The following is a 25,086-nucleotide window of genomic DNA, read 5'->3' on the forward strand; positions in this document are numbered from 1 at the left end:
TCCGAAAAGGGGCAGGGCTTATTGCTCTTGCCCTTCGGATTTGGCTTCCTGTTCGATCCGTTCAATGACCTGCAAAATGACACTGCTGTCCTGCGCGCCGGAAAGAGCATATTTTTCATCAATAATGAAAAAGGGAACACCGGAAATACCCATTTCCCGGGCCCGCGCATCTTCCGCTGCGACCACGTCCAGATCCCTGTCAGTCGCCAGAAGGTCGCGAACGATTTCCGCATTCATTCCAGCATCCGCCGCCGCCTGAACCAGAACCTCGCTATCGCCCAGATCCTTTCCATCCATGAAAAAGGCCTGGAATAGATTTTCAACAACCTGATCCTGACAGCCTGCGCTCGCCGCCCATTTTATGACCCGGTGAGAATTCAGGGTATTGGGAGAGCGGGCAATTTTCGAAAACTGAAAATCAAGCCCCACAGCCTGACCCGCTTTGGCCATATGTTCATAAAGCTCTTTCGCTCGCTCAGCACTGCCAAATTTTTTAGCAGTGAATTCCTTGCGGTCAGCCCCCTCTAATGGCATGTCAGGGTGCAGCTGAAAAGGATGCCAGGCAATATCAACATCAAGATCAGGACGTTCGGCAAGAGCTGCTTCGAGTTTCCGTTTGCCAATGAGGCACCACGGGCAAACGGTATCAGAGATAATGTCTATTTTCATATCTCATACATAGGAGCACGAGCGCGTTTTCGCAACTTTTATCTGGAATGAATGTTCCAGATTTATTCTGAATACCCTTCTGCCTGTGCCCGCTTGAGCACGATCGCCAGATCTTCGTCATCAAGCATTTCCGTCAGGCCTATCTTGATGGTTGCCTCAACCGGTCGCGCAATTGCAGCGATTGTGTATTCCGTATTGCGGGTTACGCCATATACGCGGCTAAGGGCAATAAAGGCATCACGCCTTGCAGTCCCGGGCAGGGCGATCAGAAAGCTGTTACTGTTGAAACGGCCGCAAAAATCTTCACCACGCATCAGAAGTGACAGAATATTCCCGACCTGACGCAAGACCTGATCTCCGGCTGGATATCCATATTCCTCGTTAATTTCAGTCAAGTTCGCAATCTCTACCGAAGCGACCGTCAAATGTTTGGACCTTGATGAATGATCCGCAATCATATGCTTCATATGAGCATGGACAAATCCGTGCGAATAAAGACCGGTCAGACCATCCGTGACGGGAAGCGGGCGCGAAGTTTTCAATAATTTCTGCAATGAGAAGCGTAATTGAGACTGATCGATAAGCAGTTTGGATCGGGCGAATAACGAAGACATCTCACCGGGATGAATAACGATGTCAGATGCGCCGTGAATATAGGCAGCCTCGCGGTTATTCTCATTTTCCAGAACGAAAATAACCGGCAGGTTATAAAGTCGGCTATCTCCCCGAATATCAAGGCATAACCGAAAATTCACATCACCCTGTCCCGCACCAAGAATTATGACCGCATCATAATTGCCCGCCCGCAACTCATCAGCAACCAGATCTGCGTTTGGACACAGGCGTACCTTCGCAACCCGGCTCAATTGAAGCATGACATCACCAACGATGGCATTCTGATTGCCCACAAGAAGGATGGCGTTTTGTGCCTCTTCAGGTGAGGGTTCACTAAAATCCTTTTCCATAAACCCGTATAGGATGTGGTATTCTGACGGCGATCGTACTCCTGCTTCATGGTCTGCAGACGGATCATAGAGAGGGCCCTTGTCCTCAGTTCCAGATCGCAAAAATTATCAGGTACCGACTGAATATCCGACGCTTTTGGATTGTCCCCAACGATCAATAGGGGAATTTCTGCATTTGCGATCCCCTCAAGCAAGTCTGCCTTTCCCTGTAAATTGTTGGAGCCAGACTGGATCAGCACCAGATCAAAATCGGCGATATCATCTTTGAGGGAGTCAAAGTCCAAAATCGCGCTTTTGGTCAATGCGACATTCTCATCTTCAAAGCAATTTTGAATTTTATCTGTGGGCTCGTCAGAGAGAACAAGGATATTTGCTGTTACGGCCATGGAAGTGATCTCTTTTTTTGCAGTACCTGTCCACTCATTTGAACAGCAATTTATTAAAAATCTCTTCTTTTTTGGAGAACCCGCGACAAAAGAATATTGAACACTTGCATTTCTCGTCAGCTAGCGGAACTATGGCGCACAATAACAACACCAATATGGGAGAAAACAATTGACGACCCCCACATTTCTTGATGGTAAACACGCTCTTGTAACAGGCGCTTCATCTGGCCTTGGCTGGCAGTTTGCCTTAACTCTGGCAAGGGCAGGGGCCAAAGTCTCCATTGCCGCGCGCAGTACAGATAAACTTGAAAAGCTTGCCGCTGAAATCGAATCCTTCGATGGCCGCGCTGTGCCGGTTAAAATGGATGTCACAGATTTGAGCAGCATTCGCGATGGTGTCGCCGCCGCTGAAACCGAACTGGGGCCTGTGAATATTCTGGTCAATAATTCCGGCGTCAGTGCTCTCAGCCGCTCAGAATCTATTAGCGAGGAAGACTTTGATCTTGTTATGGACACCAATGCCAAGGGTGCGTTTTTTGTGGCCCAAAGCGTTGCTCAAAGCATGATCCGTCACGGAAATGGCGGCAAAATCATAAATATTGCCTCCGTTGCTGCGAACCGGGTCCTGAAACAGAATATTGCCTACTGCATGTCGAAAGCAGCGGTGCAGCATATGACAGCTGCGTTGGCGGATGAGTGGGGCAAATATAAAATTCAGGTCAATGGTATTAATCCCGGTTACATTGTCACCGGTATCAACCGTGACTATTGGGACAGTGAGCCAGGTAAAAAGCTGATCGAAAAACTCCCCGGTAGACGGGTCGGTGAGCCAGCGCATCTTGATGGCGTCCTGTTATTGCTGGCAGGGCCCGGTTCTGATTTCATGACCGGCAGTATGATTGAAGTTGATGACGGCTTGACAGCCCACGGCTTCTAATTAGCTGGGTTCCATCTGGGAGGGGCGAAGATTAAGGCTACAATCGTCTGTTTCGCCTCTTCATGTTCCATATTATTCATGGAGGAGAGCAACATCGCCGCCCCTGTCACACCTTCTTTGTGGGCGACAAGTTTGCTATGGCCAGCATTAATGGCTTCGATCACCGTTTCGAAGTAACATTCCTCGACCATCCCCTTTAGCATGGAATCCATCAATTACGCTTTCTATCGCCAAGATTATGGCAGGGTGTAATACTATTGTGTAAACAAATTATGACAATCTGGTCAGTTTTTTCAATTTCTTTATATTAGCTTGAGTTTTTTTCACCAAACAAGATATAGTTACAAATAAAACTATTTTTGGGGAAGAGATCATGGGAAAGCCTTTTAGTATCATTGCAGGCGGCGGTCTTGTTGGCTTAACGCTGGCTTTAGCCCTTCATAAAAAAGGGTTCAAAACGAAAATCTTTGAAACCGTTCCTGAAATTCTCCCCTTGGGTGTTGGAATTAATCTATTGCCCCATTCGGTCACCAATCTTGCAAAGCTTGGTTTGCTTGATGATCTCAAAGAAGTGGCAATCGAAACCTCCAGTCTCGCCTACTATACGGACGACGGTAAGGAAATCTGGAAAGAGCCCCGCGGACTTGCCGCAGGATACGACGTCCCGCAATTTTCTATTCACCGTGGTGACTTTCACATGATCCTTCTCAAGCATGTGAAAGAAAGGCTGGGAGAAGATGCAATTGTTCAGGATCATCGTCTGGACAGTTTTGATCAGGATGAGAAGGGAGTTACTGTCCATTTTACAAACCACACAGGGGAAATAAAACGCGAAAGCTTCAAAGCTGACTATTTAATCGGTGCAGATGGCATCAATTCCCGCCTTAGAAATATCTTCTATCCAAATGAGGGGGCACCACATTATTCCGGTCAGATTTTATGGCGCGGGGTGTCAGAAATAGAACCCTATCTCGACGGACGTTCCATGTTCATGGCGGGTCACAATGACCTTAAACTGGTGGCTTACCCCATTCGCAGATCAAGCGCAGAGCGTGGTCTGTCATATGTAAACTGGATCGCTGAACGCAGTATCCCATCAAACCTGGCTGAGCGTCAGGGGGACTGGAATCAGGAAGGATTGCTGGAGGAATTCGCATCCCACTTCGCAGACTGGAACTTGGGATGGCTCGATGTTCAGCATCTGTTTGAAAATGCGATCAGCATTCATAAATTCCCGATGATCGACAGAAACCCCATTCCAAAATGGAGTTTCGATCGGGTGACACTGATGGGTGATGCAGCCCATGCTATGTACCCCAACGGATCAAACGGTGTGTCGCAAGGCGTACTTGACGCCATGACATTCGCTGATTTGATGGAAGAGGGGGGTAACATCACCGATATTCTTCAAAAATATGAAGATGCCAGACGCGAAGTAACCTCTAAAATTGTGCTTGCCAACCGTGAAACCGGCCCAGAGAAGGTTATGCAAATGGTGCATGAGACCTGCGATGGTAACTGTGGTGCTGTTCACAAATGCATTGACCAAGCTACCTTGGAAGAGGTTGCAACCTCGTATAAAAAACTGGCGGGCTTTCATGCAGGAACGCTGAACAAGGGCGCTTAAAAAGCTACATTCCATTCTTGTAGGTTTTCAAATCCTGACATCTGTCACGGACATCTTCCATGACGATGGCTGTTTCAACAAGAAACCTCAAGGAATATTGAAAGCGTTTCAGTAGTTCCTGATCCAGATCACTGGGAACTGAATCGACAAATAATTTTGTTACATGGCGAAGGATAATGTGATCTGGAAGCCAGGTAATAAAGTTATTCTTGTAACCGCTCATTCTAAGCTCCGCGACCGGATAGGCGCCGCCCATACCAGAACTCACTCCCACAATCTGTGCTGGTTTATGTGCAAGTTCACCGCCATCGCACATCAGCAGAAAATTCTTTAAATGCGCAGGCACCATTCCGGCCCATTCGGGCGATATAACGACAAATCCTTTACAGGCCTTCAAACGCTCACTAATGGGGCGCCAGTCAGCAACCATCTGACTTTCTTTTTCCCACTTGTCTTCCGTCCAAAGGGGAACGTTTAAATCTCTAAGAGAAAAAACATCCACCTCAACTGGCCGCTCAAGTAATTTAAGCTGCTTTTCAACAACCTTGCCTATACGTGCTGACTCAGCCTCTTCGCGAATACTTCCGATAATGATGCCTATTTTTGTCATATGCTCCTCATTCTTGGATGACAGCATACTACTTAATAGGCATTCCATTACTTCCAAGGAATTATTCCTCCGCCTGGCAATTCGTACTAGAAGTTACTTGTAAATAAGAGTTCCATCCTCCAGGTCAGCGACTGGTATTTCATCCTTTTCACGATAATAGTCCTGACTGAACACCCAAGGTTGGCGATCCCCCTGTTTTGGCATGATATGCATATGCCGCATCAAATAACCCGCGTTGAAATTTTCGCTGTCTACGAAGGGAAGCTCCGGCATATCCTTGTCTTCCGCCCTAAGCTCTGGAATAACCTTTCGAGCGCCTTTCTCCTCCATGTGATTGAGCAATCGACAAACAAACTCTGAGACCAGCTCCGAACGCATGGTCCAACTGGTCCGCAAATACCCAAATACCCACGCAAGATTGGGAAGGCCACTAAACATAATGCCCCGATGCGCCCAACTTTCCGAAAATTGATAGGCGTTTCCATCAACCGTAATTTCAATATCACCAAGCGCACTCATGTTAAATCCGGTCGCGGAAATAATAATATCTGCTTTCAGATGAGTTCCTGATTTCAGCTGAATGCCGTCTTCATCAAAGCACTCAATCTGATCCGTCACGACAGACGCATCCCCTTTACGCATGGCGATAAACATATCCCCGTCGGGCACAAATGCCAGACGCTGACGCCACGGCCGGTAACTTGGCGTGAAATGTGGATCAAGCGGGATTTCATCCCCCAGATATTTCCGCGCAGCGGTCATCAGATCCTCACGTAATTTTTCCGGCTCTTCAAAAGATCGTCGGGTTGTAAGCTCCTGCTCTTTTAAAACTTTTTGACGGGCAATTTCATGAATCCATTCGTCGGGTATATCAAATTCCCTAAGCGTATCTATCAGCTCATCACTGTTGGGACGTGCCGCAAAATAGGTTGGCGATCTTTGCAGCATCGTTATGTGCTTGGTTTTACCTGCCATCGCAGGAATAAGTGTCGCCGCCGTCGCTCCAGATCCGATGACAACGACTTCTTTTCCTTCATAATCAAGATCTTCGGGCCAGGTCTGCGGATGGATGAGGGGGCCTTTAAACCTCTCTTTTCCCGGATAATCAGGTATATATCCCGCAGAATGCCGATAATACCCTTGGCACATCCAAAGGAAATTGCACGTGTAAATTTCCGTGCTGCCATCGCTTTTCTCGACGCTTAAAGTCCACAAATTCCGGTCACTATCCCAATCCGCTTGGGTAACTTTGTGCTGATAGCGAATATGTCTGCGAATATCCTGTTCATCCAGGCATTCATTCAGATATTTCAATATCTCATCCGCTGTCGCAATAGGGGGGCCGGACCAGGGTTTCCACTTATAGCCGAATGTATATAAATCGCTATCGGAGCGAATTCCCGGATATTTGTGGGTATGCCACGTTCCCCCAAAACTCTCTTGCGTCTCCAGAAGGGTGAATGATTTATCCGGGCAGGATTTCTGCAAGTGATAGGCTGCATTTATTCCCGAAATTCCCGCGCCAATTACGATGACATCAAAATAGGTTTGCTCAACCTCAGCAGTTGGCCTGCTTTGTACTTGTGTGTTCATGTTTTCTCCCCGGCCATATATTCGGCTCTTCTTCCTTATATAACACAATAACCTAGAATGAGAGTTAGGCAAGTGCACTACTGAATTGTGCACAAAAAAAGCCGCCAGATATCTCTGACGGCTTTTAACTTTAAGAGCGGGGTATTCTTATGCGGATTTAACGTCGCTTAAGAATGTACGTATTTCCTGTTCAAAATTCTGCGTCACTGAATTCATCATTTCGGCAGTATCTTTCAACATGGAAGACGTTGAGGTTCCACTTTCCGCACCAACGCGAATTTCCTGTACGCTTTGTGACACTTCATTTGCACCACCTGCGGCCTGTTGCACGTTCATGGAAATTTCACCAGTCGCTGCACTTTGCTCTTCAATGGCGGACGAAATACCAGTGGTAATATTACTGATTTCATTAATAACCTTGCCAATGGCGGTCATTGATTCAACCACTTCCGAAGTAACACTTTGCATGTCGGATATCTGGACGCTGATTTCCTCGGTTGCTTTTGCCGTCTGATTAGCAAGTGACTTCACTTCCGATGCCACAACCGCAAATCCTTTACCCGCTTCGCCGGCTCGCGCTGCTTCAATGGTCGCGTTCAGGGCCAGCAGGTTGGTCTGATTTGCGATATCCTGAATAAGATCCACAACGGTTTCAATTTTCTGACCGGCTTGCGTAAGGTCTTCTGCATATTTGGTCGCTTTGCCAGCATCGTTCACAGCGGTCGTTGTCACTTGCGCCGATTTGTTGATCTGGCTGCTGATTTCACGAATGGAACTGCTCAGCTCTTCCGTCGCGGAGGCAACTGAATTCACATTGGCTGACATGGTGTCTGAGCGTGTGCTTACACTATTGGCCAGCATTCCGGTGCTTTCCGCCTGATTGGACATATCACCAGCAGCCCGGTTCAGCTCATTGGTTGCGCTCTGCAAAGTTGCCATATTCTCATTAACCTTGGCGTCAAATTCCGCAATGAGTTTGGAGAGAAGTTCGGCTTTTCTGGCTTGTTCTGCCATTTGTGCTTCGCGCGCTTCCGTTTCTTTACGCTCACGCTCAATTTCAGCCTGTTGCTGACGTTCTTTTTCAAGCCGAGCCTGCTCACGAGCTTTCTCAGCCTCTGTAGCCAGTCGTTTATTTTCAAGTGAATTCTGTTTGAAAATATTCATCGCCTTGGCGATATTGCCAATTTCATCACTCCTGCTTGCTGCGGGGATATGCGTCTCTAGATCACCCTCCGCCAAATCTGTCATGGCATTGGTAATCTTTCCAATAATCCCGGCAAGGCTGCGCGACAACAAGACAGAAATCGTAATAATGAGAATTGCACCGATCAAGATCGCACCAAGTATTGTCGTGGCAATTGTATCGGTAACAGCTCGTGATTCCTGTTGCGTGGCCATGGTCGATGCATCATAAAACGCACTCACCTTCGCATTTGTTTCAATCACACTGTTCATCGCTGTATCAGCGGCTTCAATTGCACCCGCAACTTGCAACCACGATGCAGAAAACTGTTTGAAATAATTCTGATAGGCCGCCATTTTCTCTGTAATCAATTTTTTATTGGCGGGTGAAATATCACTTTTGGCGAGTTGCGCCGTAAATTCAGCATCCCGTTTGGCCATGCGATCAATATATTTGGGGTGAGAGCGCAGCATGAAATCTTTTTCGTGGCGACGCATCATCAGCATTGTCACGGTCAGTTCATCATTTTTCTCTTTTTTGAGCGTTTCTTCAACTTCATGAACGGCACCGCGCAGCGCACCTTGCAAACCGACCTTTTCATTCACGCCAAGCTCAACAATACGTTGCTGCAGCAGGTCAAAAGACGTTTTGTAGGCTCCTGCAGATGCTTGCAACTCATCAAGCAATGCCAACGCTTCCGCGTCAGTGGTCTGTGTGCGTAAAGTTTCAATGTTCGAATTTAAAGCATCGAGCTCAGCAAATTGGGCCGCTTTCGCTTCATCGGATTTGGTGGCGATAAACTCTTTTTCAAAATTCTTTCGCTTTTAAAATACGGGCGTTGATTTCTTTTGTGATGTCGTGATTACCTCGCGCTAGCAGGTAATCTGCAACAACCGCAGTGTTTTTGGCACTGCCGACAAAGAAAATACCAGCGATAACCGCCAGTCCAACAATGGTAACGATCACTGGGATCGCAAGCTGGATCTTGAATGGAAATTTAGAGAACATCGGAGCTCCTGTTGCACATCAATACAATTGGAGCCAAATTATGAAAAATTTGTTGGAATTTAGTTAATATAAGCAGTTGTATAATATTCAGAATTATAATCGTCACTTGTCGAATTCAGAAAATGCATAAATAATAATAAGTTACTCTATTTGTTAAACTTTTATGACATTTTTGTGACAGCGATTTTTTATCAAAAATCACTTAAATTTAACGCTGAATTCCTGAAATCAACTGTAAATCACGTGCGCCGGAGCTGAAAACTGTTAGCTTTTCGAACAAATTTAAGTATTCGGAAATATAAACGGGGGAGTGGCGGAAGGTCGGGGATTCGAACCCCGGAAGGGCTTGCACCCTTGCTGGTTTTCAAGACCAGTGCATTCAACCGCTCTGCCAACCTTCCGCAATTTATATCAGGTTATCCCTGATAATGATCAAGCATCACTCAATCAATGACGTCCGTTTAAAGTTCCTGACGGGTGCTGTCAATAGTTTAGATGGACAATTTTTAGAAAAGAAAAACTGGATAAACTCAAAACCGCCATAAATCCGCGAAAACTTGATAAATTAACTGCAGTCGCAAGAGTGAGGCATTGCTCTTGTTTTCAGGCTGTGGCAAAAAAGAAGATATAAAAATCGGGTGAGGTGAATGTTGAAAATTCTGATTAAAATTTGCAAAAGCGTGGCTTTAGTTTCCCTGTTCTCAATAACTGCGCTATCCGCGCATGCTGAAAAGAAGGAATTCGGCATCTGGTTGCAGGAATTAAAACAGGAAGCATTGGGTAAGGGGATCAAACCTTCCATTGTTGATGAAGCTTTTGCGAATGTGAAATTCAAGGAAAAAATCATTTCACTGGATCGCAAGCAACCCGAGCTAACCCAGACTTTCCAGCAATATATGGCGCAGCGTCTTCCCAAGTCCTTGATTAATCAGGGGCGCAAAATGCTACGGGAAAATCGCGCTATTCTGGAAGAGGTGGGTGAAAAATATGGTGTTCAGCCCCGGTTTATTGTTGCCCTTTGGGGGGTGGAGACACGTTATGGCAAATATACAGGCGGCTTTAACGTAGTCGAAGCCCTGACAACGCTGGCCTATGACAACCGCCGGGCGGATTATTTCCGCGGGGAACTGATGACAGCTCTGCAGATCCTGAACGAAGGGCATATCACCGTTCCCAACATGAAAGGCTCCTGGCTGGCGCAATGGGGCAGGCCCAGTTTATGCCCTCCAGTTTCGTCAATTTTTCTGTCGATCATAATGGTGATGGAAAACGTGATATCTGGAATACGAAAGCAGATGTGTTCGCCTCGGCTGCTAATTATCTGGCCCGCTCAGGTTGGCAAGGAGATCAGACTTGGGGCAGGGAGGTCAAGCTTCCCGCCGGATTTGACGAGAGCCTGATAGATCTTAAAAACCGCCAGCCAATGCAATATTGGCAGGATTTGGGCGTGAGAAAAGCAGACGGCTCTGATTTGCCATCTCGACAACTGATGGGATCTTTGGTGCAGCCAAAAGGAGGCAATGGACAGACATTTCTAGTCTATAACAACTATCTGACAATCCTCAAATGGAACCGCTCCACATATTTCGCCATGTCGGTTGGTCATCTGGCTGATAAACTGGCCGGTAGCTAGGACATTTTGATGAGACAGTTTTTAGGTGCACCCCCAATCATGAAAAAGCTCCTTCTCCTCACCCTTTTGCAGCAGGTGCTTCCGCACTGTCGGGCTGTGCGGAAATGAACCTGCTGGGACATGCCGCTTCGGAAGTCAATGATCTGAATAAACCTTCCGAAAATGTTCAGGCCATTCGGGCAAAACGCAAAGTTGGCAAGCCCTATCAGATTAACGGGATCTGGTATTACCCCAAAGAAGAGCCGAATTATAATGAAACGGGCCTCGCTCCTGGTACGGGGAACCCTTTCATGGGCGGAAAACTGCCAATGGTGAAACTTACGACATGAACCAGCTCACCGCCGCTCACAAAACGCTGCCCATGCCAACAGATGTTCGTGTAACCAACCTTGAAAATGGTCGCTCACTTGTTGTAACCATCAATGATCGCGGTCCTTTTGTACATGGACGGATTATCGATCTGTCCCGCCGGGCCGCGCAGCTTTTGGGAGTAATCCGCAACGGAACCGCAAAAGTCCGCGTAGAAGCGCTGCTCAATGACAAAGGGGATGTCAAATATCTGGCAAAGGCCGAAACCGCCCCTGAAGAGAGACAGGTTGCCTCTGCTGCTCCCAAAAAAGGGCCGGTCACCTCGTCCGAGCTGGCGCCTCCCAAAGCAATGGATGTCGCACCTGCACCTGAAACAACGCGCAAAATTGAACCTGTTGATGCGAAGGTTGGCAGTGAACAGGTTGCCGCGACGGATGCAAAAGTCATTCAAAAGCCGGTGGTGCCCACTGAAATTTACATTCAGGCCGGTGCCTTTGTAGATTTCAATAACGCAAATCGGTTAAGCGCCAGCCTCTCACCGCTTGGGGCTGCGAAGGTGTATCAGGTTCTGGTGAACGGTCAGGATTTCTATCGGGTTCGGCTGGGTCCGATCTATAATGTCGAGGAAGCAGACCAGCTCCTTGCAAGACTAATCAACAATGGGCACACTGAAGCCCGCATAGTGATTGAGTAAGAATTTAATGTGATTTGAAACTTTGCCATAATTGGGGCTATTTTCCGCTTTATCAGTGCGAAATTCTTCAGTTTTGGTGGACAGTAAATAAAAAATGTTGGGACGCGTTTTGATTTCATACATTCAGAAAATTCAGAGCAAATTAGTGGCCAGCCTGTCGGTCGCCCTGTTTTTGCTGGGCATGCATACAGCTCAGGCATTGGAGACGCCGGCACGTGAAGCAATCCTTATGGATTATGATACAGGGGCCATCCTTTTTGAAAAAAGCCCTGATGCCCTGATGCCACCGGCTTCCATGAGTAAACTGATGACCGTTACCATGCTGATGGAACGCTTGAAAGATGGCTCACTCACCATGGAGGATACCTTTCCCGTCAGCGAAAAAGCCTGGCGCAAAGGCGGATCCAAAATGTTTGTTGAGGTTGGTAAACGGGTCAAGGTTTCCGATCTGTTGCGCGGGATCATCATTCAGTCCGGTAATGACGCCTGTATTGTCGTAGCCGAGGCACTGGGCGGTTCCGAAGAGGGATTTGCTCAAGCCATGACCGAACGCGCCCGTGAAATTGGCCTGATGCACAGCACATTCAAAAATGCAACCGGCTGGCCGCATCCGGAACATCGGATGACTGCCCGTGACCTTGCAATTTTGGCAAAATACATCATCAAGAATTTTCCTGAATATTACGGATTATTTGCCGAAAAGAGCTTTACTTTCTCCAAAATCAAGCAAGGCAACCGGAACCCGCTCCTTTATACAAATTCTGGCGCTGATGGCCTTAAAACCGGTCACACCGAAGAATCCGGCTATGGACTTACAGGTTCGGCCAAACGCGGTGATCGCCGGTTAATTCTGGTTCTGAACGGCCTTGGCAGCGCGCGTGAGCGGGGCCGGGAAGCCGAGCGGATCATGGAGTGGGGATTTCGGGAATTTGACAACTACGCGCTGTTTAAAAAAGGCGATGAAGTTGCCAAGGCACGTGTCTGGCTGGGCGCTAAAGATCTTGTTCCCCTTCAGGTGGATGAAGACCTGACCGTCACAATGTCCCGTAAAGACCGTCGCTCCATGCAGGTGAAGCTGGTTTATAACGAGCCTATCCCGGCGCCTATCATCAAAGGATCTCCGGTAGCGCGTCTGCTCATCACCGCACCTGAAATGGACCCCATTGAAGTTCCGTTGCTGGCGGCTGAAAATGTCGAACGCCCGGGCGTTGTTAAACGGGTAATGGCTGCTGTCAAATATGTTCTCTTTGGAGCGTCCGCAAATTAACTCTTGGGGTTAAAGAATGTCAAAAGACACCGGCAAATTCATCACACTTGAAGGTGGCGATGGATCGGGCAAGTCGACCCAGTCACGGGAACTGGCGGAGTTCATAAAGGCAAGTGGCAGGGAAGTCCTGCTCACCCGGGAACCCGGAGGGGCCGCCGGTGCTGACGAAATTCGAAAACTGCTACTAACCGGCGATCCCGATCGTTGGGATGGCGCCGAAGAAACCCTGCTATTCTATACGGCAAGGCTTAATCATCTGCGCTTGACCGTTAAACCGGCTTTGGCAAAAGGTATATGGGTTATATCTGACCGCTTCGCGGACTCCACTATGGCCTATCAAGGTTATGGAAATCGTCTGGGTCCAGAAAATGTCCAGAAAATTCATGACGTTACAGTTGGCTCTTTCGAGCCGGATTTAACCTGTATTCTTGATCTGGATGTCTATGAGGGTCTTAAACGAACGCATGGCAGGTCTCATGACGAAGATCGTTTTGAGCGCATGGATATTGAATTTCATGAAAGAATGCGAAAAGGGTTTCAGGCAATCGCCAAAGAAAATTCCCATCGATGTGTATTACTTGATGCCTCTGGTGAACCTGGGGTGATCCAACGCGAACTGCGCCGAACTGTACAGGACAGGTTGATGTCGTGAGTGAATTAAGCCCCATCGACCAGCTGGAGGGATTACCCCATCCACGAGAGACATCAGAACTGATCGGACATCAGGAAGCAGAAAATCTGTTTTTGGAAAGCTATAATGGTGGCCGCTTTCATCATGCATGGCTTATTTCAGGTGTCCGCGGTGTTGGCAAGGCGACTTTCGCCTACAAAGCGGCCAGGTTTCTGTTGAGCTCTGCGGCCTCGGGCGGAGGATTATTCGGCCCGCCCGACACTCTGGATGCCGACCCACAGGATCCCGCATTAAACCTGATCTTGTCCGGCGCTCATCCCGGTCTTGTCACCTTGAAAAGGCAATATGACGAAAAAGGGAAAAAGTATTTTAAAAACATACGGGTAGACGACGTTCGTAAACTCGGAAATTTCTTTGGAATGACGGCATCAGATGGCGGATGGCGGGTTGTGATCGTAGACGCCGCTGATGATATGAATGTCAATGCGGCCAATGCCTTGCTGAAAATGCTTGAGGAACCGCCCCAAAAAACGGTTTTTCTTCTTCTATCTCATTCACCCGCCGCGTTGTTACCAACCATCAAATCCCGATGCCGCCGTCTGTCTCTGAACCCACTGAAAGCAGATGATAATCACAAAGTCATTCGAACACATTTTTCCGAAATCGAAGCACCTTCAGTTGATGTTCTATCTTACCTGTCGGAGGGAAGCCCGGGAAAAGCAGCCGCGCTATACGCAGCAGGGGGCTTGGATGCGTTTTTAGGTGTACTTGAACTTTTTGACAGCTTTCCAGAATATGACCCAGACAGACTGCATGGCTTGGCAGATCTGGCGGCAAAAAAAGATCAGGAACCGTTGTATCGGGCATTGTGCGAGTTAATTCCTTGGTGGCTTTCCCGCTTTGTTCGCCACGCCAGTGCCGGGATTGATGAAGCCAACCTCATTGAAGGCGAAGCAGCGATCATGAGGCGCCTGCAGCAGCAGCGCCCCCTTTCTTTTTGGATCAAAGTATGGGAAAAGGTGAATTATCTCATTGAACGGTCAGACACGGTCAATCTTGACCGCAAACAGGTCATTCTTGGAATTTTTCTGACGCCAACTTTAAAAATATAAAAAAATCATAGGTTTATACATGCTTGTTGACAGTCATTGTCATTTAAATTTTGAACAGCTTTCAAGCCAGATGGACGATGTTCTGCGCCGAGCTGAACTCGCTAATGTGGGCCATATGCTCACAATTGGTACGAAACTGCGCGAATTTCCATCCGTACTATCGATCGCGGAGCAGCACGACAATATTCATTGCAGCGTTGGTATTCATCCTCATGAAGCAGAAGAAGAGGGGGCGGACGTAACAGTTGATCAATTGCTGAAACTCGCCGCTCACCCAAAAGTCGTTGGAATTGGGGAAACTGGTCTCGATTACTTTTATGAACATTCGCCAAGAGAAATCCAGAAACAGTCTTTTCGCATTCACATTGAAGCGGCCCGTCAATCAGGATTGCCGCTCATCGTGCATACGCGCGATGCCGATCAGGATACAATTGATATTCTAACCGAAGAATATGCGAAAGGCCCATTTACCGGTGTCATTCACTGCTTCAGTTCAGGTTGGGAAGTGGCTGAAAAATCAATGGAAATTGGGTTTTACATCTCCATTTCCGGAATTGTTACTTTCAAAGCCGCAAAAGACTTGCAGGATCACGTCACAAAACTGCCAATGGATCGCCTGCTGGTCGAAACGGACAGTCCATATCTTGCTCCCGTCCCAAATCGCGGAAAAACAAACGAGCCTTCATTTGTCACCCATACAGCCGCCAAAGTAGCTGAATTGCAAGGGGTTGACCCGGCTATGATTGAAGAGACAACGACCAATAACTTTTTCAAACTTTTCAATAAGATAGATCGGAAAGTTTCATGAAGGTTACAATATTGGGATGTGGTACATCCGGCGGTGTTCCGCGGATTGGCAATAACTGGGGCGCTTGTGATCCAGGCGAGCCGAAAAACAGACGTCGCCGTTGCAGTATTCTGGTTGAGGACGAGCATACACGGGTACTGATCGATACCTCACCGGATTTACGTGAACAGCTTTTGGATGCTGGCGTCAGTTACCTGGATGGTGTGGTCTGGACTCACGAACACGCGGATCAATGCCACGGTATTGATGAGTTGCGTGTGCTGGCCATACATAATCGAAAACGCGTCGATGTCTGGGGAGACAACGCAACATTAAGCGTCCTTGAAAAGCGTTTTGACTATTGTTTTCAACAACTTGAAGGAAGTCCATATCCTGCGATTTTAAATAGTCATTTGATTGATGGTCCCTTTAAGGTGGGTACAATCGACTTCATCCCGTTTGAACAGGATCACGGCGCAATTCACAGCCTGGGATTCAGAATGGGAAAAATTGGCTATTCCAATGATCTCGTAAATCTCGATGATCGGGGATTTGAAATTCTGGAGGGTGTTGATACATGGATAGTGGACGCAATGCGTTATGATCCGCATCCAACACATGTGAATGTTGAAACAGCCCTCAAATGGATTGATAGACTGAAACCCAGAAGAGCAATTCTCACGAATATGCATGTTGATCTCGATTACCAAACTCTGTTGAAAGAACTACCCGAAGGGGTTGAACCTGCTTATGATGGAATGGAGATAATCGTCTGATTTATGGAGAAAATTTCCATTCGAAAGGCAACTATTTCTGATTTGCCGACTGTCCTGCATCTTCTTTCTGATGACCCACTTGGCAGTACGCGGGAACAAAGCAGGCATCCCCTTCCGCTTTTTTACAGACAAGCCTTCGAGCGAATTAAAAAGCAGTCTGGCAATGACATTTATGTGGCATTGCTAAAGGATGAAATTGTGGGCTGCATGCAATTGACTATGATTGCAGGTCTCTCTCGTAAGGGGGTGACCCGAATGCAAATTGAAAGTGTTCGTGTCTCTTCCAAATTGCGCTCCTCCGGTATCGGTAAACAAATGATGAAATACGCCATAGAACTTGCCAAAACGTCTGGCTGTGGCTTGGTGCAACTCACCACCGATAAGTCACGTACCGATGCCCATCGTTTCTATGAACGCCTTGGTTTTACGGCATCCCATGAAGGTATGAAGCTTGACCTGTTTAAGGACTAAATTAAAGCAAGTTTAAATTAGCTCTTTCGTACGCCCATTTTCCGCGCTACAAATTTGTAAAAGGGAGATGAAAAATGAAAACAAAAATTACCGAACTTTTTGAAATTGAACACCCTGTTATCCAAGGCGGAATGCATTATGTAGGCTTTGCTGAATTGGCAGCGGCTGTCTCAAATGCCGGGGGTCTTGGCATCATCACCGGGCTTACCCAGAAAACACCAGAAGACCTCGCCAAGGAAATTGCGAAATGCAAATCCCTGACCGACAAACCTTTTGGCGTTAATCTGACTTTTCTGCCCGGCTTCGTCGCGCCGCCATACCCTGAATATATCAAGGCCATAATTGAGGGTGGGGTTAAAATCGTCGAAACCGCCGGACGCAGTCCCGAAGCTATATGCCCGCACTTAAAGAAGCCGGGATCAAGGTAATTCACAAATGCACATCCGTTCGTCATTCCCTGAAGGCTGAAAAAATCGGCTGTGATGCTGTAAGCGTGGATGGATTTGAATGTGGGGGACATCCCGGCGAAGATGACATTCCCAACATGATCCTGCTGCCACGCGCCGCCGAAGAACTTTCCATTCCATTTGTTGCATCAGGAGGGATGGGTAATGGCAAGCAGCTTGCCGCTGCGCTGGCTCTCGGTGCAGATGGTATCAATATGGGAACGCGGTTTATAGCCACCAAGGAAGCACCTGTTCATCAAAATGTGAAAGATGCCCTGATAAAGGCAACGGAGCTTGATACGCGTCTGATCATGCGTCCACTTCGCAATACCGAAAGGGTCCTAAATAACCCTGCCGTTGAAAAAATTATCGCTCTGGAGCAGGGCAAGGGGCAGGGGCTAACGATTGAAGATATCAAAGAACTGGTCGCAGGGGTTTATCCTAAAGTAATGATGGAAGGCGATATGGACTCTGGTGCCTGGAGCTGCGGCATGGTGGCAGGCCTCATCCATGATATCCCGACCTGTCAGGAATTGATTGACCGTATCATGTCAGAAGCGACTGAAATCATCAATTCGCGCCTCAAAGCGTTTGTCGCCTAGCAGGAGATCAAGGCGTGACCGCACCGGTCACGTCTTGCCCATAGGACAACTCCAGCGAATGTCCGTCCGGATCTCTTAGAAAAATGTAATACCCAACGGGCGGCCCTTCATCTACCGGCTCCCCAATCAGCACACCATCCTCGCGCGCCATTTGCGCAAAGCGATCAACCTCTTCCTTCGACGAACAGGCTACTCCCAAATGCGCTATTGGCAACAGTTGAGGGTCTGGTTTTTCGCGCTCGATCAAGACAAGGACAAACGGGCGCGTTTTATCGGATAGCCATATAACCCGATGGCCACTTGCTGCATCCCGCCGATCATGCACAATCTCAAACCCTGCATATTTGGCATAAAAACGGGCACTGGCGTTTAAATCCGTGGCGCAAAGTGCGACATGTGTCCAACCCACATCTACTGTCATTAACAGCCTCCCATCATCTTTAAGCTGGTGCAGCTTTTACAATCGGTCAACTGGTAATGACATTTGTCCTCACCAAATTAAACAACTGTAATTATTCAAAATTTTCAACCGTGGCGCCACTGTGCAAGTCTTTGCAAATTAACATTTCCTTTAATCCAGAATATGACATGCTGTCAGCTGTGGATCCTGCATTGGAATAAAATGCGTAAGTTCTGGAAGGTAGCAATCTGTCCCATTTGGAAATTGCGAAGCAAGCTCTGGCCAGGTTGGGGAGGCAAGAAAATCAATCTTGTCACCTTGTCTTAACTCTTTAACCTCACCGCGCAAAACCTTGGTTGGGATCACGATCTCTTTTAAGTTTGCAGACAAGTCACGACTGTGATGGGCCATGTAAATGGAGGTTTCAGTTTCTGGATGACAGCATAACGTAACCTCCCGATCGGTATCACTCTCACGCCCCAACACAGGCTTAACACCATATTTGCAATAATCCTCCATCACTTCGGGCTGCCACAAAGAATAGGGTATTCTGTCCTTGTATCTGTCACGCATTTCTTGCCAGCTTGCGAAAAGGGCTCTGCGTTTTGACATGGGATTATCAGCAGGATCACCGGTTTCGAAATCTGTTTGTAATTGATATCTGGCTGGCTCAAACATCACCGGGTCAATAAGAACAAGTCGGCTGAACCGATCGGGAAGGGCGATGACCGCCTGCGCTGTCATATGCCTCCAAGGGAATGACCTACGCCAATTATATTCTTTAAATCCAATAGTTTAATGAATTCAATTAAATCATTTCCAAGGGTTTTCCAGTCCAGAATATGTCCGTTGAAATCACTTCCACCATGTCCGCGACTGTCAATGGCAATAATCCGATAATCCGCTGGTAATGATTTGACGGTCTGGTCCCAAACACGCGCATGCATACCTGTTGCATGCACCAGCAGGATCACCGGAGCGTTTTTATGACCCCATTCATAATAGGAAAGGGTGATTTCTGATAACTTTATATGGTGATGGCTGGGCGTCATTCAGTTTCTCTTTGTTTTTTTTGAAAGAATAGAAGTACACTGCGGTGACTGCAACAATAAACAAATGCCGGAAAAGTGTGATGCTCTTCACCATTTCTTTGATAAAAATTGCAGCGGTTTGGGGCGCTACCTAAGTCAGGGTCAGTTAAATTCTAGTAGCGGAAAATTGAATGAAAAAGAAACTCTTTGAAGAACTCTCCTTTAATCATGGCACCAAAATGTCAAACCGGATTGCCATGGCGCCACTTACCAACATGCAAAGTCATGATGATGGCAGGCTCTCTGACGATGAATATAAATGGCTGACCATGAGATCTGATGCCGGCTTTGGCCTGACCATGACCTGCGGCGCCTTCACTGAATTGAATGGCAAAGGATTTCCAGGCCAGCTCGGAATTCATAATGACGACATGATTGAAGGGTTATCGCGCTTTGCAGAAGGGCTGAAACGAAATGGCTCCCTTGCAATTGTCCAGTTAATTCATGGCGGTATGCGCGCCGGCGAAGAGCTCACTAGAATGCAGCCTGTATCAGCAAGTGATTTACCTAAATATAATGCACGTGGTCTCTCAACCGAAGAAGTTAAGTCAGTAATCAACAATTATATTGAAGCCGCTGTACGGGCCGAAAAAGCTGGTTTTGATGGTGTTGAAGTGCACGGTGCTCATGGGTATCTTCTCTGTCAATTCCTGAGCCCAACACTCAATAGCAGAACGGATCAGTATGGTGGTTCTTCTGAAAACAGGGCCCGAATTATCTTTGAAATTGTTGATGGGATCCGCGAGAGATGCCGCGAAGATTTCAATATCAGTGTCCGTCTGTCACCAGAACGGTTCGGAATGAAGCTGGGTGAAGTTATAGAAGTGGCCCGCAGATTGCTGTTAGAAGAGAAAATCGATTTCCTCGATATGTCACTATGGGACTACAGGAAAGAGCCAGAAGAAGCTGAATTTAAAGGCAAAAGCCTGATGAGTTACTTCACTGAACTTGACCGCAAATCTGTCCTGTTGGGTGTTGCTGGCAAAATCATGACTGCCGCTGATGTCATGAACGCAATCGAGCACGGCGCCGATTTCGTTCTCGCCGGTCGTGCAGCCATTCTGCATCATGATTTCCCGCTAAAGGTCAAATCAGAAACCGATTTTGAATCCGTTAAGCTGCCAGTCAGCCGCGATTATTTAAAAGATGAAGGTCTTTCAAATACCTTCGTGGAGTATATGGCGTCCTGGGACGGTTTCGTCGCAGCCTAAGCTGAAAGTAATCCAAAAAAACGGCGCCCATTCAAGGCGCCGTTTTCGTTTTAAGATCGATTAGGTATCAGGCTGCGCTGCGACGACGCTTCCAGCCGAGGAACCCCAGAACGGCAACACCAGCCGCGTAAAGCGGAAGAGCTGCGGGAAGAGGGACAACACTCACCTGATAATCCCATTCACCGCGGGTCTGACCCTGATTAAATGTCGCTGTTCCATTAAATACGATATCTCCAACAGTGGAGCCAAACAGGAACGCAATACCTTCATAAATGCCAGATACATCAGCAGAAGAATTCACTAATGTTGTGCTACCCAGAGTTTCGAGGTTATTACCTGTATATGTAACATTAGCAGGATCACCCAAACCATTGAGAAGGGCGAGAATTTTGCTATCACTACCCGTAGAATTTAAAACGGAAGTCTGATCGAAATAATCACCAGCGTTCCAGGAAACACCATTGCCAGAGCGAACCCGCAAAAATCCGATATATTCAGCGCCGCTAACGCCGAAAAAGTCTTTTTGCGCTTGGTTCAATGTGTAAACGCCATCGTTGGTATGTTTGTTAAAGCTGCTCACATATGCGGCATTTGAAACGCTTGTCAGCATGAAAAGTGCGGCGGCACCCGCAACAAGCCGTGTAAAGATTTTCATGATTATCCCCATCAATAGTTTTTTATAAAGGGTACTCTTTGGTAATTACTACTATCTGAAAAGTAGGTGGGAATAAAACAGTTTTTAACGATTTGTTAACTTTGTAACGACTTTTTCACAAAAACAGGAAAACTTTGCCGATTTTATAGTTAATATCTCCAATAAATTAACCATACTGCGTCCTGCTATGACTAGTTAGATGAATTGAACCCCTTGGAATCACTTAAAAACCGCCATTTTAAATAACTATACAAATGCATTATTTTCCATAATATATATTATGCGCAAAATATTTGTACGGAATTATACGCGGCTATAGCTCTCGTCGCGGCCTTAATTTTCGTTTCACCCTCTTTCACATTATGTATGGCTATGCCTACCAATTATGGATTTCACCGTTCCATTTAAAAAAGGATCCGGTGTTATCCATATTCAGATCTTTTATCACTTGATACAGGCCCTTCACGCTTTGTGTGGGTGTGATTTCGGCCTGTGCGCCCCCCATATCCGTTTGCACCCATCCCGGATGAGCGACGGCAACGGCTATATTGCGGGGTTTTAAATCCAGTGCCAATCCGATCATGGCTCTGTTGACGGCCGCTTTTGAAGCACAATATGCGTAAGATCCGCTGCTTGGCCGTGACATTGCCCCCATCTGGCTTGAAATGGTGAGGATTTTGGCATTCTCGGATTTGTCCAAGTTTGGATACAACTCTTTGATAACCCGAAATGGCGAAACAGAATTTATGTCAAAAGTTTCTACCCATTTGGAAAAATCGGCATCCAGTAGCCCTTTACCCTTGTCCAGATAAACACCGGCATTATTGACCAAAACATCGATCGTCTGATCTTTCAGGCGCGTCGCCAGATCTGCAACTGACTGATCACTGGACACATCAAGTGGTACAATGTGTAATTGTACCTGCTTTGTATCTATTTTTTCTGCAATTGTATCCAGTTCTGATTTGGTACTTACATTTCGACAGGTTGCAATGACAGTAGTACCTGCTTCATTTAAAAATTCTTTGACCAGTTCCAGACCAATTCCACGATTTGCGCCTGTAATAAGTACTGTCGTCACTTTAAATTCCTTCCCTGATTGGCTGGTTAGTCATCTGGTGGCCCAAAAATAATGTCTTCCAGCTCGTCTATTGTCTCTATTGATAGCAGTTTGCTTGAAAGTTCGAAATCAAAACCATTGCGTACCAGTGCCATTAACTCCTTTTCACGGCGTTCGGCCATTGGCGGGGTTTCTTTATAGGGTCCGAAACGGCGACGGCGGATCAGCTTCGCGGCCCCTACCTGATCTGAATAGCCTTCAGAATCAACGATTTCCTCTTCTGCAGTTGAGGTTTCCTGTTCGCTAAGCCCCAGTGAGTAGAGCTTACCCTTGATCTGACGAAGGGATTTACCTTGCCGTGCCATGGAACGGGCCTTGCCGTTGGCATAAAGCTGATCGTCTAGAATTCCTTGTTTTTCAAAGCGTTCGATCAGTTGGTCAATCTGCTGCTCAATTGTTTCAACATCCTGCCCGTAATGCTCAATCGCTCTTCGGTTTTTGTTGAGCAGATGACGTTTTAATTTATGGGTCGTTGCAGCAAAGCGATCCAGATACCGCAGCGCCTGCTCCCTTAGCAGGGTTGGCGTCACTTCTTTTGGCGGTCTTTTTTTCTTCTCCGCCTTTTTGTCTGATCCGCCTGACACACTCCACCTCTTGTCCCATAATTTCGGTAACCGACTGGAACTATAGAGTAATTCTTATTCTTTCGAAACAACTTAGGGCGCGCAATAGAACCGCCTGTTAATTCGATGCGCTGCGGCAATAGACCCGATCAGAAAAAAATGGCATACAGGTCACGCAGTTTGATGACAGGAAAATACGGATGCCAAATACGAACAAAGGCCACTCAATAACGGCGCTTCTTGAAATTATGGAGAAACTTCGCGATCCAAACGGGGGATGCCCTTGGGACCTGGAGCAGACTTTTTCAACGATCGCCCCACATACTATCGAAGAAGCCTATGAAGTTGCTGAGGCCATTGCCGATAATGACATGCAGGAATTGAAATCAGAGCTTGGTGATCTGATGTTTCAAGTTGTTTTCTATGCGCAAATGGCAAAAGAGGCCGGAGATTTCACCTTCGATGATGTGGTGCAGGGCATTACTGAAAAAATGATCAATCGCCACCCCCATGTTTTTGGCCAAAAAGATATACAAACCGCTGAAGCTCAGACATTGGCGTGGGAGGAGACCAAAGCAGCGGAAAGAGCTGCCAAGAACAACGGTGCAGAAATTTCTGTGCTGGATGGCGTCGCCAAAACCCTGCCGGCCATGACACGTGCACTTAAACTGCAAAACAGAGCGGCAAGAGTAGGCTTTGACTGGCCTAGCATTGAGCCCGTACAGGAAAAAATTATTGAAGAATTGCAGGAACTTCAGAGCGAAATCAAGTCAGATGCCCCAACTGATCGATTGGAAGACGAATTTGGGGATCTGTTGTTTGCCGTCGTTAATCTTGGAAGGCATCTGAAACTTGATCCGGAAAAAGCCCTGTCCCGGACGAACAGAAAATTTGTATCGCGTTTTCAGTCCGTGGAACAGGAAATCAAAAATCAGGGCAAGAAAATTGAAGAGAGCACGCTGGAGGAAATGGACAGGCTCTGGAATGAAGCGAAAGGCCTTGAAAAGGAATATTCCTAAAGAATTTCAATGGGGAGCTTTTCAAGGCGGCCAAAATTTTCCGGCGAAAATTTGGCTTCAATTTCAACACCATCTTCATGATCAGTCCGGCTGACAACAGTGGCATGCCTGTAAACCCACGACAGGCTTGCCCCATCTTCGGGTTTGATTTTCACCGTCAGTATTTTTTGCGTGCGGGTAATCAGTTTTTCAACCAAGGCAAGGAATTCATCAACCCCCTCGCCTGTTATCGCAGACATCCCAAGATATTCCGGATGGCGAGCGCATTCATTTTCAATCAGATCCCGGGACTCATCATCCAATAAATCCAGCTTGTTCAGAACTTCGATGTAAGTTCCTTCATCCTCGTGATTGATGCCAAGCCGCTCGAGCACATCAAACACATCCTGTTTTTGTGCTTCCGTATCCAAATGTGTGATATCGCGAACATGCACGATCAAATCAGCCTCAAGCACCTCTTCCAACGTTGCTCGAAAAGCGGCAACGAGTTCCGTTGGAAGGTCAGAGATAAATCCTACCGTGTCAGAGAGAATAACAGTCTGCCCACCCGGCAGATCAATTTTGCGCATCGTCGGATCAAGCGTTGCGAACAATAGATCCTTGGCAAAAACATCCGATTCAGTCAAACGATTGAATAATGTCGACTTTCCGGCATTTGTATAACCAACCAGAGCAACAATCGGATAGGGAACCTTTTTGCGTTTGGAGCGATGCAATTCACGGGTTCGCACAACTGTTTCAAGCTGACGTTTCAACTTGGTAATTCGCTCGTCAATCAAACGACGGTCAATTTCAAGCTGGGACTCGCCAGGCCCTCCCAGAAAACCCGCGCCGCCACGTTGCCGTTCCAAATGGGTCCAAGAGCGAACCAGACGCGTGCGCTGATATGACAGATGGGCCAGTTCCACCTGCAACACACCTTCGCGGGTCTGAGCCCGATCCCCAAAAATTTCAAGGATCAAACCAGTTCGATCGACAACCTTGCATTTGATTCGACGTTCGATATTGCGTTGCTGAACCGGTGTCACCGGCCCATCAATTATCACCACGTCAATATCATTTGCGTGAATAAAGTCTTTGTATTCTTCAAGTTTTCCTTCACCGAACAAAGTGCCCGGCTTGGGCGCAGACAAAGGAACTGTCTCACTATGGACCACATTGAGCGAGATGGCTGCGGTCAGTGATACAGCTTCTTGCAGACAGGACTGCGGGTCCCGGCTCCCACCAGAGGGGCCCTTTTTCAAAAAGGGGTGAAGAACCAAAGCATTGTCACCGGAGCGCGGGGAGCCGCGCTCGTCATCAATATTCATGGGTAGCGGTA

Annotated in this window: 27 protein-coding genes, 1 tRNA gene and 3 pseudogenes; 15 read left to right on the forward strand and 16 right to left on the reverse strand. The window is 47.2% G+C overall.

Going from position 1 to position 25,086, the window contains the following annotated elements; translation table 11 throughout:
* Window positions 1-18 precede the first annotated feature (18 nt).
* The 3 genes from JCM23214_RS10695 to JCM23214_RS10705 all read right to left on the reverse strand — a co-directional run bounded on the left by JCM23214_RS10695 (window position 19) and on the right by JCM23214_RS10705 (window position 2,020).
* Window positions 19-669: a DsbA family oxidoreductase gene (locus JCM23214_RS10695; RefSeq protein WP_025898943.1), complete on the reverse strand. Its 651-nt coding sequence runs from the start codon at window positions 667-669 to the stop codon at window positions 19-21.
* A gap of 62 nt (window positions 670-731) precedes the next feature.
* Complete coding sequence (locus JCM23214_RS10700; RefSeq protein ID WP_084264746.1) at window positions 732-1,634, reverse strand: diguanylate cyclase domain-containing protein; 903 nt, start codon at window positions 1,632-1,634, stop codon at window positions 732-734.
* On the reverse strand, window positions 1,532-2,020 hold the full coding sequence (locus JCM23214_RS10705; protein ID WP_025898945.1) for a hypothetical protein: 489 nt from the start codon (window positions 2,018-2,020) through the stop codon (window positions 1,532-1,534). The genes JCM23214_RS10700 and JCM23214_RS10705 overlap by 103 nt, the downstream gene beginning before the upstream one ends.
* A gap of 169 nt (window positions 2,021-2,189) precedes the next feature.
* Between JCM23214_RS10705 and JCM23214_RS10715 the strand changes: the two genes are divergently transcribed.
* The gene (locus JCM23214_RS10715) at window positions 2,190-2,957 is read left to right on the forward strand and encodes an SDR family NAD(P)-dependent oxidoreductase (RefSeq protein ID WP_025898946.1); all 768 of its coding nucleotides are present in this window, start codon (window positions 2,190-2,192) and stop codon (window positions 2,955-2,957) included.
* Here JCM23214_RS10715 and JCM23214_RS10720 read toward each other — a convergent pair.
* Window positions 2,954-3,169, reverse strand: coding sequence for a hypothetical protein (locus tag JCM23214_RS10720; RefSeq protein ID WP_025898947.1), 216 nt, complete (start codon window positions 3,167-3,169; stop codon window positions 2,954-2,956). The genes JCM23214_RS10715 and JCM23214_RS10720 overlap by 4 nt on opposite strands.
* 161 nt (window positions 3,170-3,330) lie before the next feature.
* Here JCM23214_RS10720 and JCM23214_RS10725 point away from each other — a divergent pair, with 161 nt between their 5' ends.
* Window positions 3,331-4,584, forward strand: a complete 1,254-nt coding sequence (locus tag JCM23214_RS10725) for a flavin-dependent oxidoreductase (RefSeq protein WP_037493242.1) — start codon at window positions 3,331-3,333, stop codon at window positions 4,582-4,584.
* A 4-nt stretch (window positions 4,585-4,588) separates the two neighbouring features.
* Here the strand turns inward: JCM23214_RS10725 and JCM23214_RS10730 are convergent, their stop codons facing one another.
* The 5 genes from JCM23214_RS10730 to JCM23214_RS10750 form a co-directional block, all read right to left on the reverse strand.
* Window positions 4,589-5,194, reverse strand: coding sequence for an NAD(P)H-dependent oxidoreductase (locus JCM23214_RS10730; protein ID WP_025898949.1), 606 nt, complete (start codon window positions 5,192-5,194; stop codon window positions 4,589-4,591).
* Between the two features lie 93 nt (window positions 5,195-5,287).
* Window positions 5,288-6,787 (reverse strand): flavin-containing monooxygenase, encoded by a 1,500-nt coding sequence (locus JCM23214_RS10735; protein WP_025898950.1) that lies wholly within the window; start codon window positions 6,785-6,787, stop codon window positions 5,288-5,290.
* Window positions 6,788-6,934: 147 nt separating this feature from the next.
* Window positions 6,935-8,662, reverse strand: a complete 1,728-nt coding sequence (locus JCM23214_RS10740; RefSeq protein WP_025898951.1) for a methyl-accepting chemotaxis protein — start codon at window positions 8,660-8,662, stop codon at window positions 6,935-6,937.
* A gap of 115 nt (window positions 8,663-8,777) precedes the next feature.
* On the reverse strand, window positions 8,778-8,978 hold the full coding sequence (locus JCM23214_RS10745) for a hypothetical protein (RefSeq protein ID WP_025898952.1): 201 nt from the start codon (window positions 8,976-8,978) through the stop codon (window positions 8,778-8,780).
* Window positions 8,979-9,289: 311 nt separating this feature from the next.
* A tRNA-Ser gene (locus tag JCM23214_RS10750) sits at window positions 9,290-9,379 on the reverse strand.
* 246 nt (window positions 9,380-9,625) lie between these two features.
* Between JCM23214_RS10750 and JCM23214_RS20295 the strand changes: the two are divergent.
* The 11 genes and pseudogenes from JCM23214_RS20295 (at window position 9,626) to JCM23214_RS20305 (ending at window position 17,706) form a co-directional block, all read left to right on the forward strand.
* A pseudogene (locus JCM23214_RS20295) lies at window positions 9,626-10,611 on the forward strand (lytic murein transglycosylase).
* Between the two features lie 104 nt (window positions 10,612-10,715).
* Window positions 10,716-10,940 (forward strand): hypothetical protein, encoded by a 225-nt coding sequence (locus tag JCM23214_RS24485; RefSeq protein ID WP_051548132.1) that lies wholly within the window; start codon window positions 10,716-10,718, stop codon window positions 10,938-10,940.
* A pseudogene (locus JCM23214_RS26275) lies at window positions 10,931-11,095 on the forward strand (septal ring lytic transglycosylase RlpA family protein); the annotation flags it as partial. The gene JCM23214_RS24485 and the pseudogene JCM23214_RS26275, both read left to right, overlap by 10 nt.
* Window positions 11,096-11,614, forward strand: a complete 519-nt coding sequence (locus JCM23214_RS25440; protein ID WP_369405903.1) for an SPOR domain-containing protein — start codon at window positions 11,096-11,098, stop codon at window positions 11,612-11,614.
* A gap of 145 nt (window positions 11,615-11,759) precedes the next feature.
* Window positions 11,760-12,881, forward strand: coding sequence for a D-alanyl-D-alanine carboxypeptidase family protein (locus JCM23214_RS10765; protein ID WP_199899509.1), 1,122 nt, complete (start codon window positions 11,760-11,762; stop codon window positions 12,879-12,881).
* A gap of 16 nt (window positions 12,882-12,897) precedes the next feature.
* Window positions 12,898-13,533, forward strand: a complete 636-nt coding sequence (gene tmk / locus JCM23214_RS10770; RefSeq protein WP_025898954.1) for a dTMP kinase — start codon at window positions 12,898-12,900, stop codon at window positions 13,531-13,533.
* Window positions 13,530-14,624 (forward strand): DNA polymerase III subunit delta', encoded by a 1,095-nt coding sequence (locus JCM23214_RS10775; RefSeq protein ID WP_025898955.1) that lies wholly within the window; start codon window positions 13,530-13,532, stop codon window positions 14,622-14,624. The genes tmk and JCM23214_RS10775 overlap by 4 nt, the downstream gene beginning before the upstream one ends.
* Window positions 14,625-14,643: 19 nt before the next feature.
* On the forward strand, window positions 14,644-15,432 hold the full coding sequence (locus JCM23214_RS10780) for a TatD family hydrolase (RefSeq protein ID WP_025898956.1): 789 nt from the start codon (window positions 14,644-14,646) through the stop codon (window positions 15,430-15,432).
* The gene (locus JCM23214_RS10785; protein ID WP_025898957.1) at window positions 15,429-16,187 is read left to right on the forward strand and encodes an MBL fold metallo-hydrolase; all 759 of its coding nucleotides are present in this window, start codon (window positions 15,429-15,431) and stop codon (window positions 16,185-16,187) included. The genes JCM23214_RS10780 and JCM23214_RS10785 overlap by 4 nt, the downstream gene beginning before the upstream one ends.
* A gap of 3 nt (window positions 16,188-16,190) precedes the next feature.
* Window positions 16,191-16,658 (forward strand): GNAT family N-acetyltransferase, encoded by a 468-nt coding sequence (locus tag JCM23214_RS10790; protein ID WP_051548134.1) that lies wholly within the window; start codon window positions 16,191-16,193, stop codon window positions 16,656-16,658.
* A gap of 74 nt (window positions 16,659-16,732) precedes the next feature.
* Window positions 16,733-17,706: pseudogene (locus JCM23214_RS20305) on the forward strand (NAD(P)H-dependent flavin oxidoreductase).
* A 7-nt stretch (window positions 17,707-17,713) separates the two neighbouring features.
* Here JCM23214_RS20305 and JCM23214_RS20310 read toward each other — a convergent pair.
* From JCM23214_RS20310 to JCM23214_RS10810, 3 genes are all read right to left on the reverse strand, one after another.
* Window positions 17,714-18,127 (reverse strand): VOC family protein, encoded by a 414-nt coding sequence (locus JCM23214_RS20310; protein ID WP_037493244.1) that lies wholly within the window; start codon window positions 18,125-18,127, stop codon window positions 17,714-17,716.
* A gap of 150 nt (window positions 18,128-18,277) precedes the next feature.
* Window positions 18,278-18,850 (reverse strand): alpha/beta hydrolase, encoded by a 573-nt coding sequence (locus tag JCM23214_RS10805; protein WP_025898959.1) that lies wholly within the window; start codon window positions 18,848-18,850, stop codon window positions 18,278-18,280.
* Window positions 18,847-19,158, reverse strand: coding sequence for an alpha/beta fold hydrolase (locus JCM23214_RS10810; protein ID WP_025898960.1), 312 nt, complete (start codon window positions 19,156-19,158; stop codon window positions 18,847-18,849). Before JCM23214_RS10810 ends, JCM23214_RS10805 begins: the two co-directional genes overlap by 4 nt.
* Before the next feature lie 170 nt (window positions 19,159-19,328).
* Here JCM23214_RS10810 and JCM23214_RS10815 point away from each other — a divergent pair, with 170 nt between their 5' ends.
* Complete coding sequence (locus JCM23214_RS10815) at window positions 19,329-20,408, forward strand: NADH:flavin oxidoreductase (RefSeq protein WP_025898961.1); 1,080 nt, start codon at window positions 19,329-19,331, stop codon at window positions 20,406-20,408.
* A gap of 67 nt (window positions 20,409-20,475) precedes the next feature.
* Here the strand turns inward: JCM23214_RS10815 and JCM23214_RS10820 are convergent, their stop codons facing one another.
* The 3 genes from JCM23214_RS10820 to JCM23214_RS10830 form a co-directional block, all read right to left on the reverse strand.
* Window positions 20,476-21,063, reverse strand: coding sequence for a hypothetical protein (locus JCM23214_RS10820; protein ID WP_025898962.1), 588 nt, complete (start codon window positions 21,061-21,063; stop codon window positions 20,476-20,478).
* A gap of 376 nt (window positions 21,064-21,439) precedes the next feature.
* Window positions 21,440-22,144 (reverse strand): SDR family oxidoreductase, encoded by a 705-nt coding sequence (locus JCM23214_RS10825; RefSeq protein WP_025898963.1) that lies wholly within the window; start codon window positions 22,142-22,144, stop codon window positions 21,440-21,442.
* Between the two features lie 26 nt (window positions 22,145-22,170).
* Complete coding sequence (locus tag JCM23214_RS10830) at window positions 22,171-22,767, reverse strand: regulatory protein RecX (protein WP_025898964.1); 597 nt, start codon at window positions 22,765-22,767, stop codon at window positions 22,171-22,173.
* 179 nt (window positions 22,768-22,946) lie between these two features.
* On the opposite strand from JCM23214_RS10830, the gene mazG reads away from it, so the two are divergent.
* Window positions 22,947-23,765, forward strand: a complete 819-nt coding sequence (mazG, locus tag JCM23214_RS10835; protein WP_025898965.1) for a nucleoside triphosphate pyrophosphohydrolase — start codon at window positions 22,947-22,949, stop codon at window positions 23,763-23,765.
* Here mazG and hflX read toward each other — a convergent pair.
* On the reverse strand, window positions 23,762-25,075 hold the full coding sequence (gene hflX / locus JCM23214_RS10840; protein WP_025898966.1) for a GTPase HflX: 1,314 nt from the start codon (window positions 25,073-25,075) through the stop codon (window positions 23,762-23,764). The two genes, mazG and hflX, sit on opposite strands and share 4 nt — an antisense overlap.
* Between the last annotated feature and the right edge of the window lie 11 nt (window positions 25,076-25,086).

This window comes from Sneathiella glossodoripedis JCM 23214 (assembly GCF_000616095.1).
Taxonomy (GTDB): Bacteria; Pseudomonadota; Alphaproteobacteria; order Sneathiellales; family Sneathiellaceae; genus Sneathiella; species Sneathiella glossodoripedis.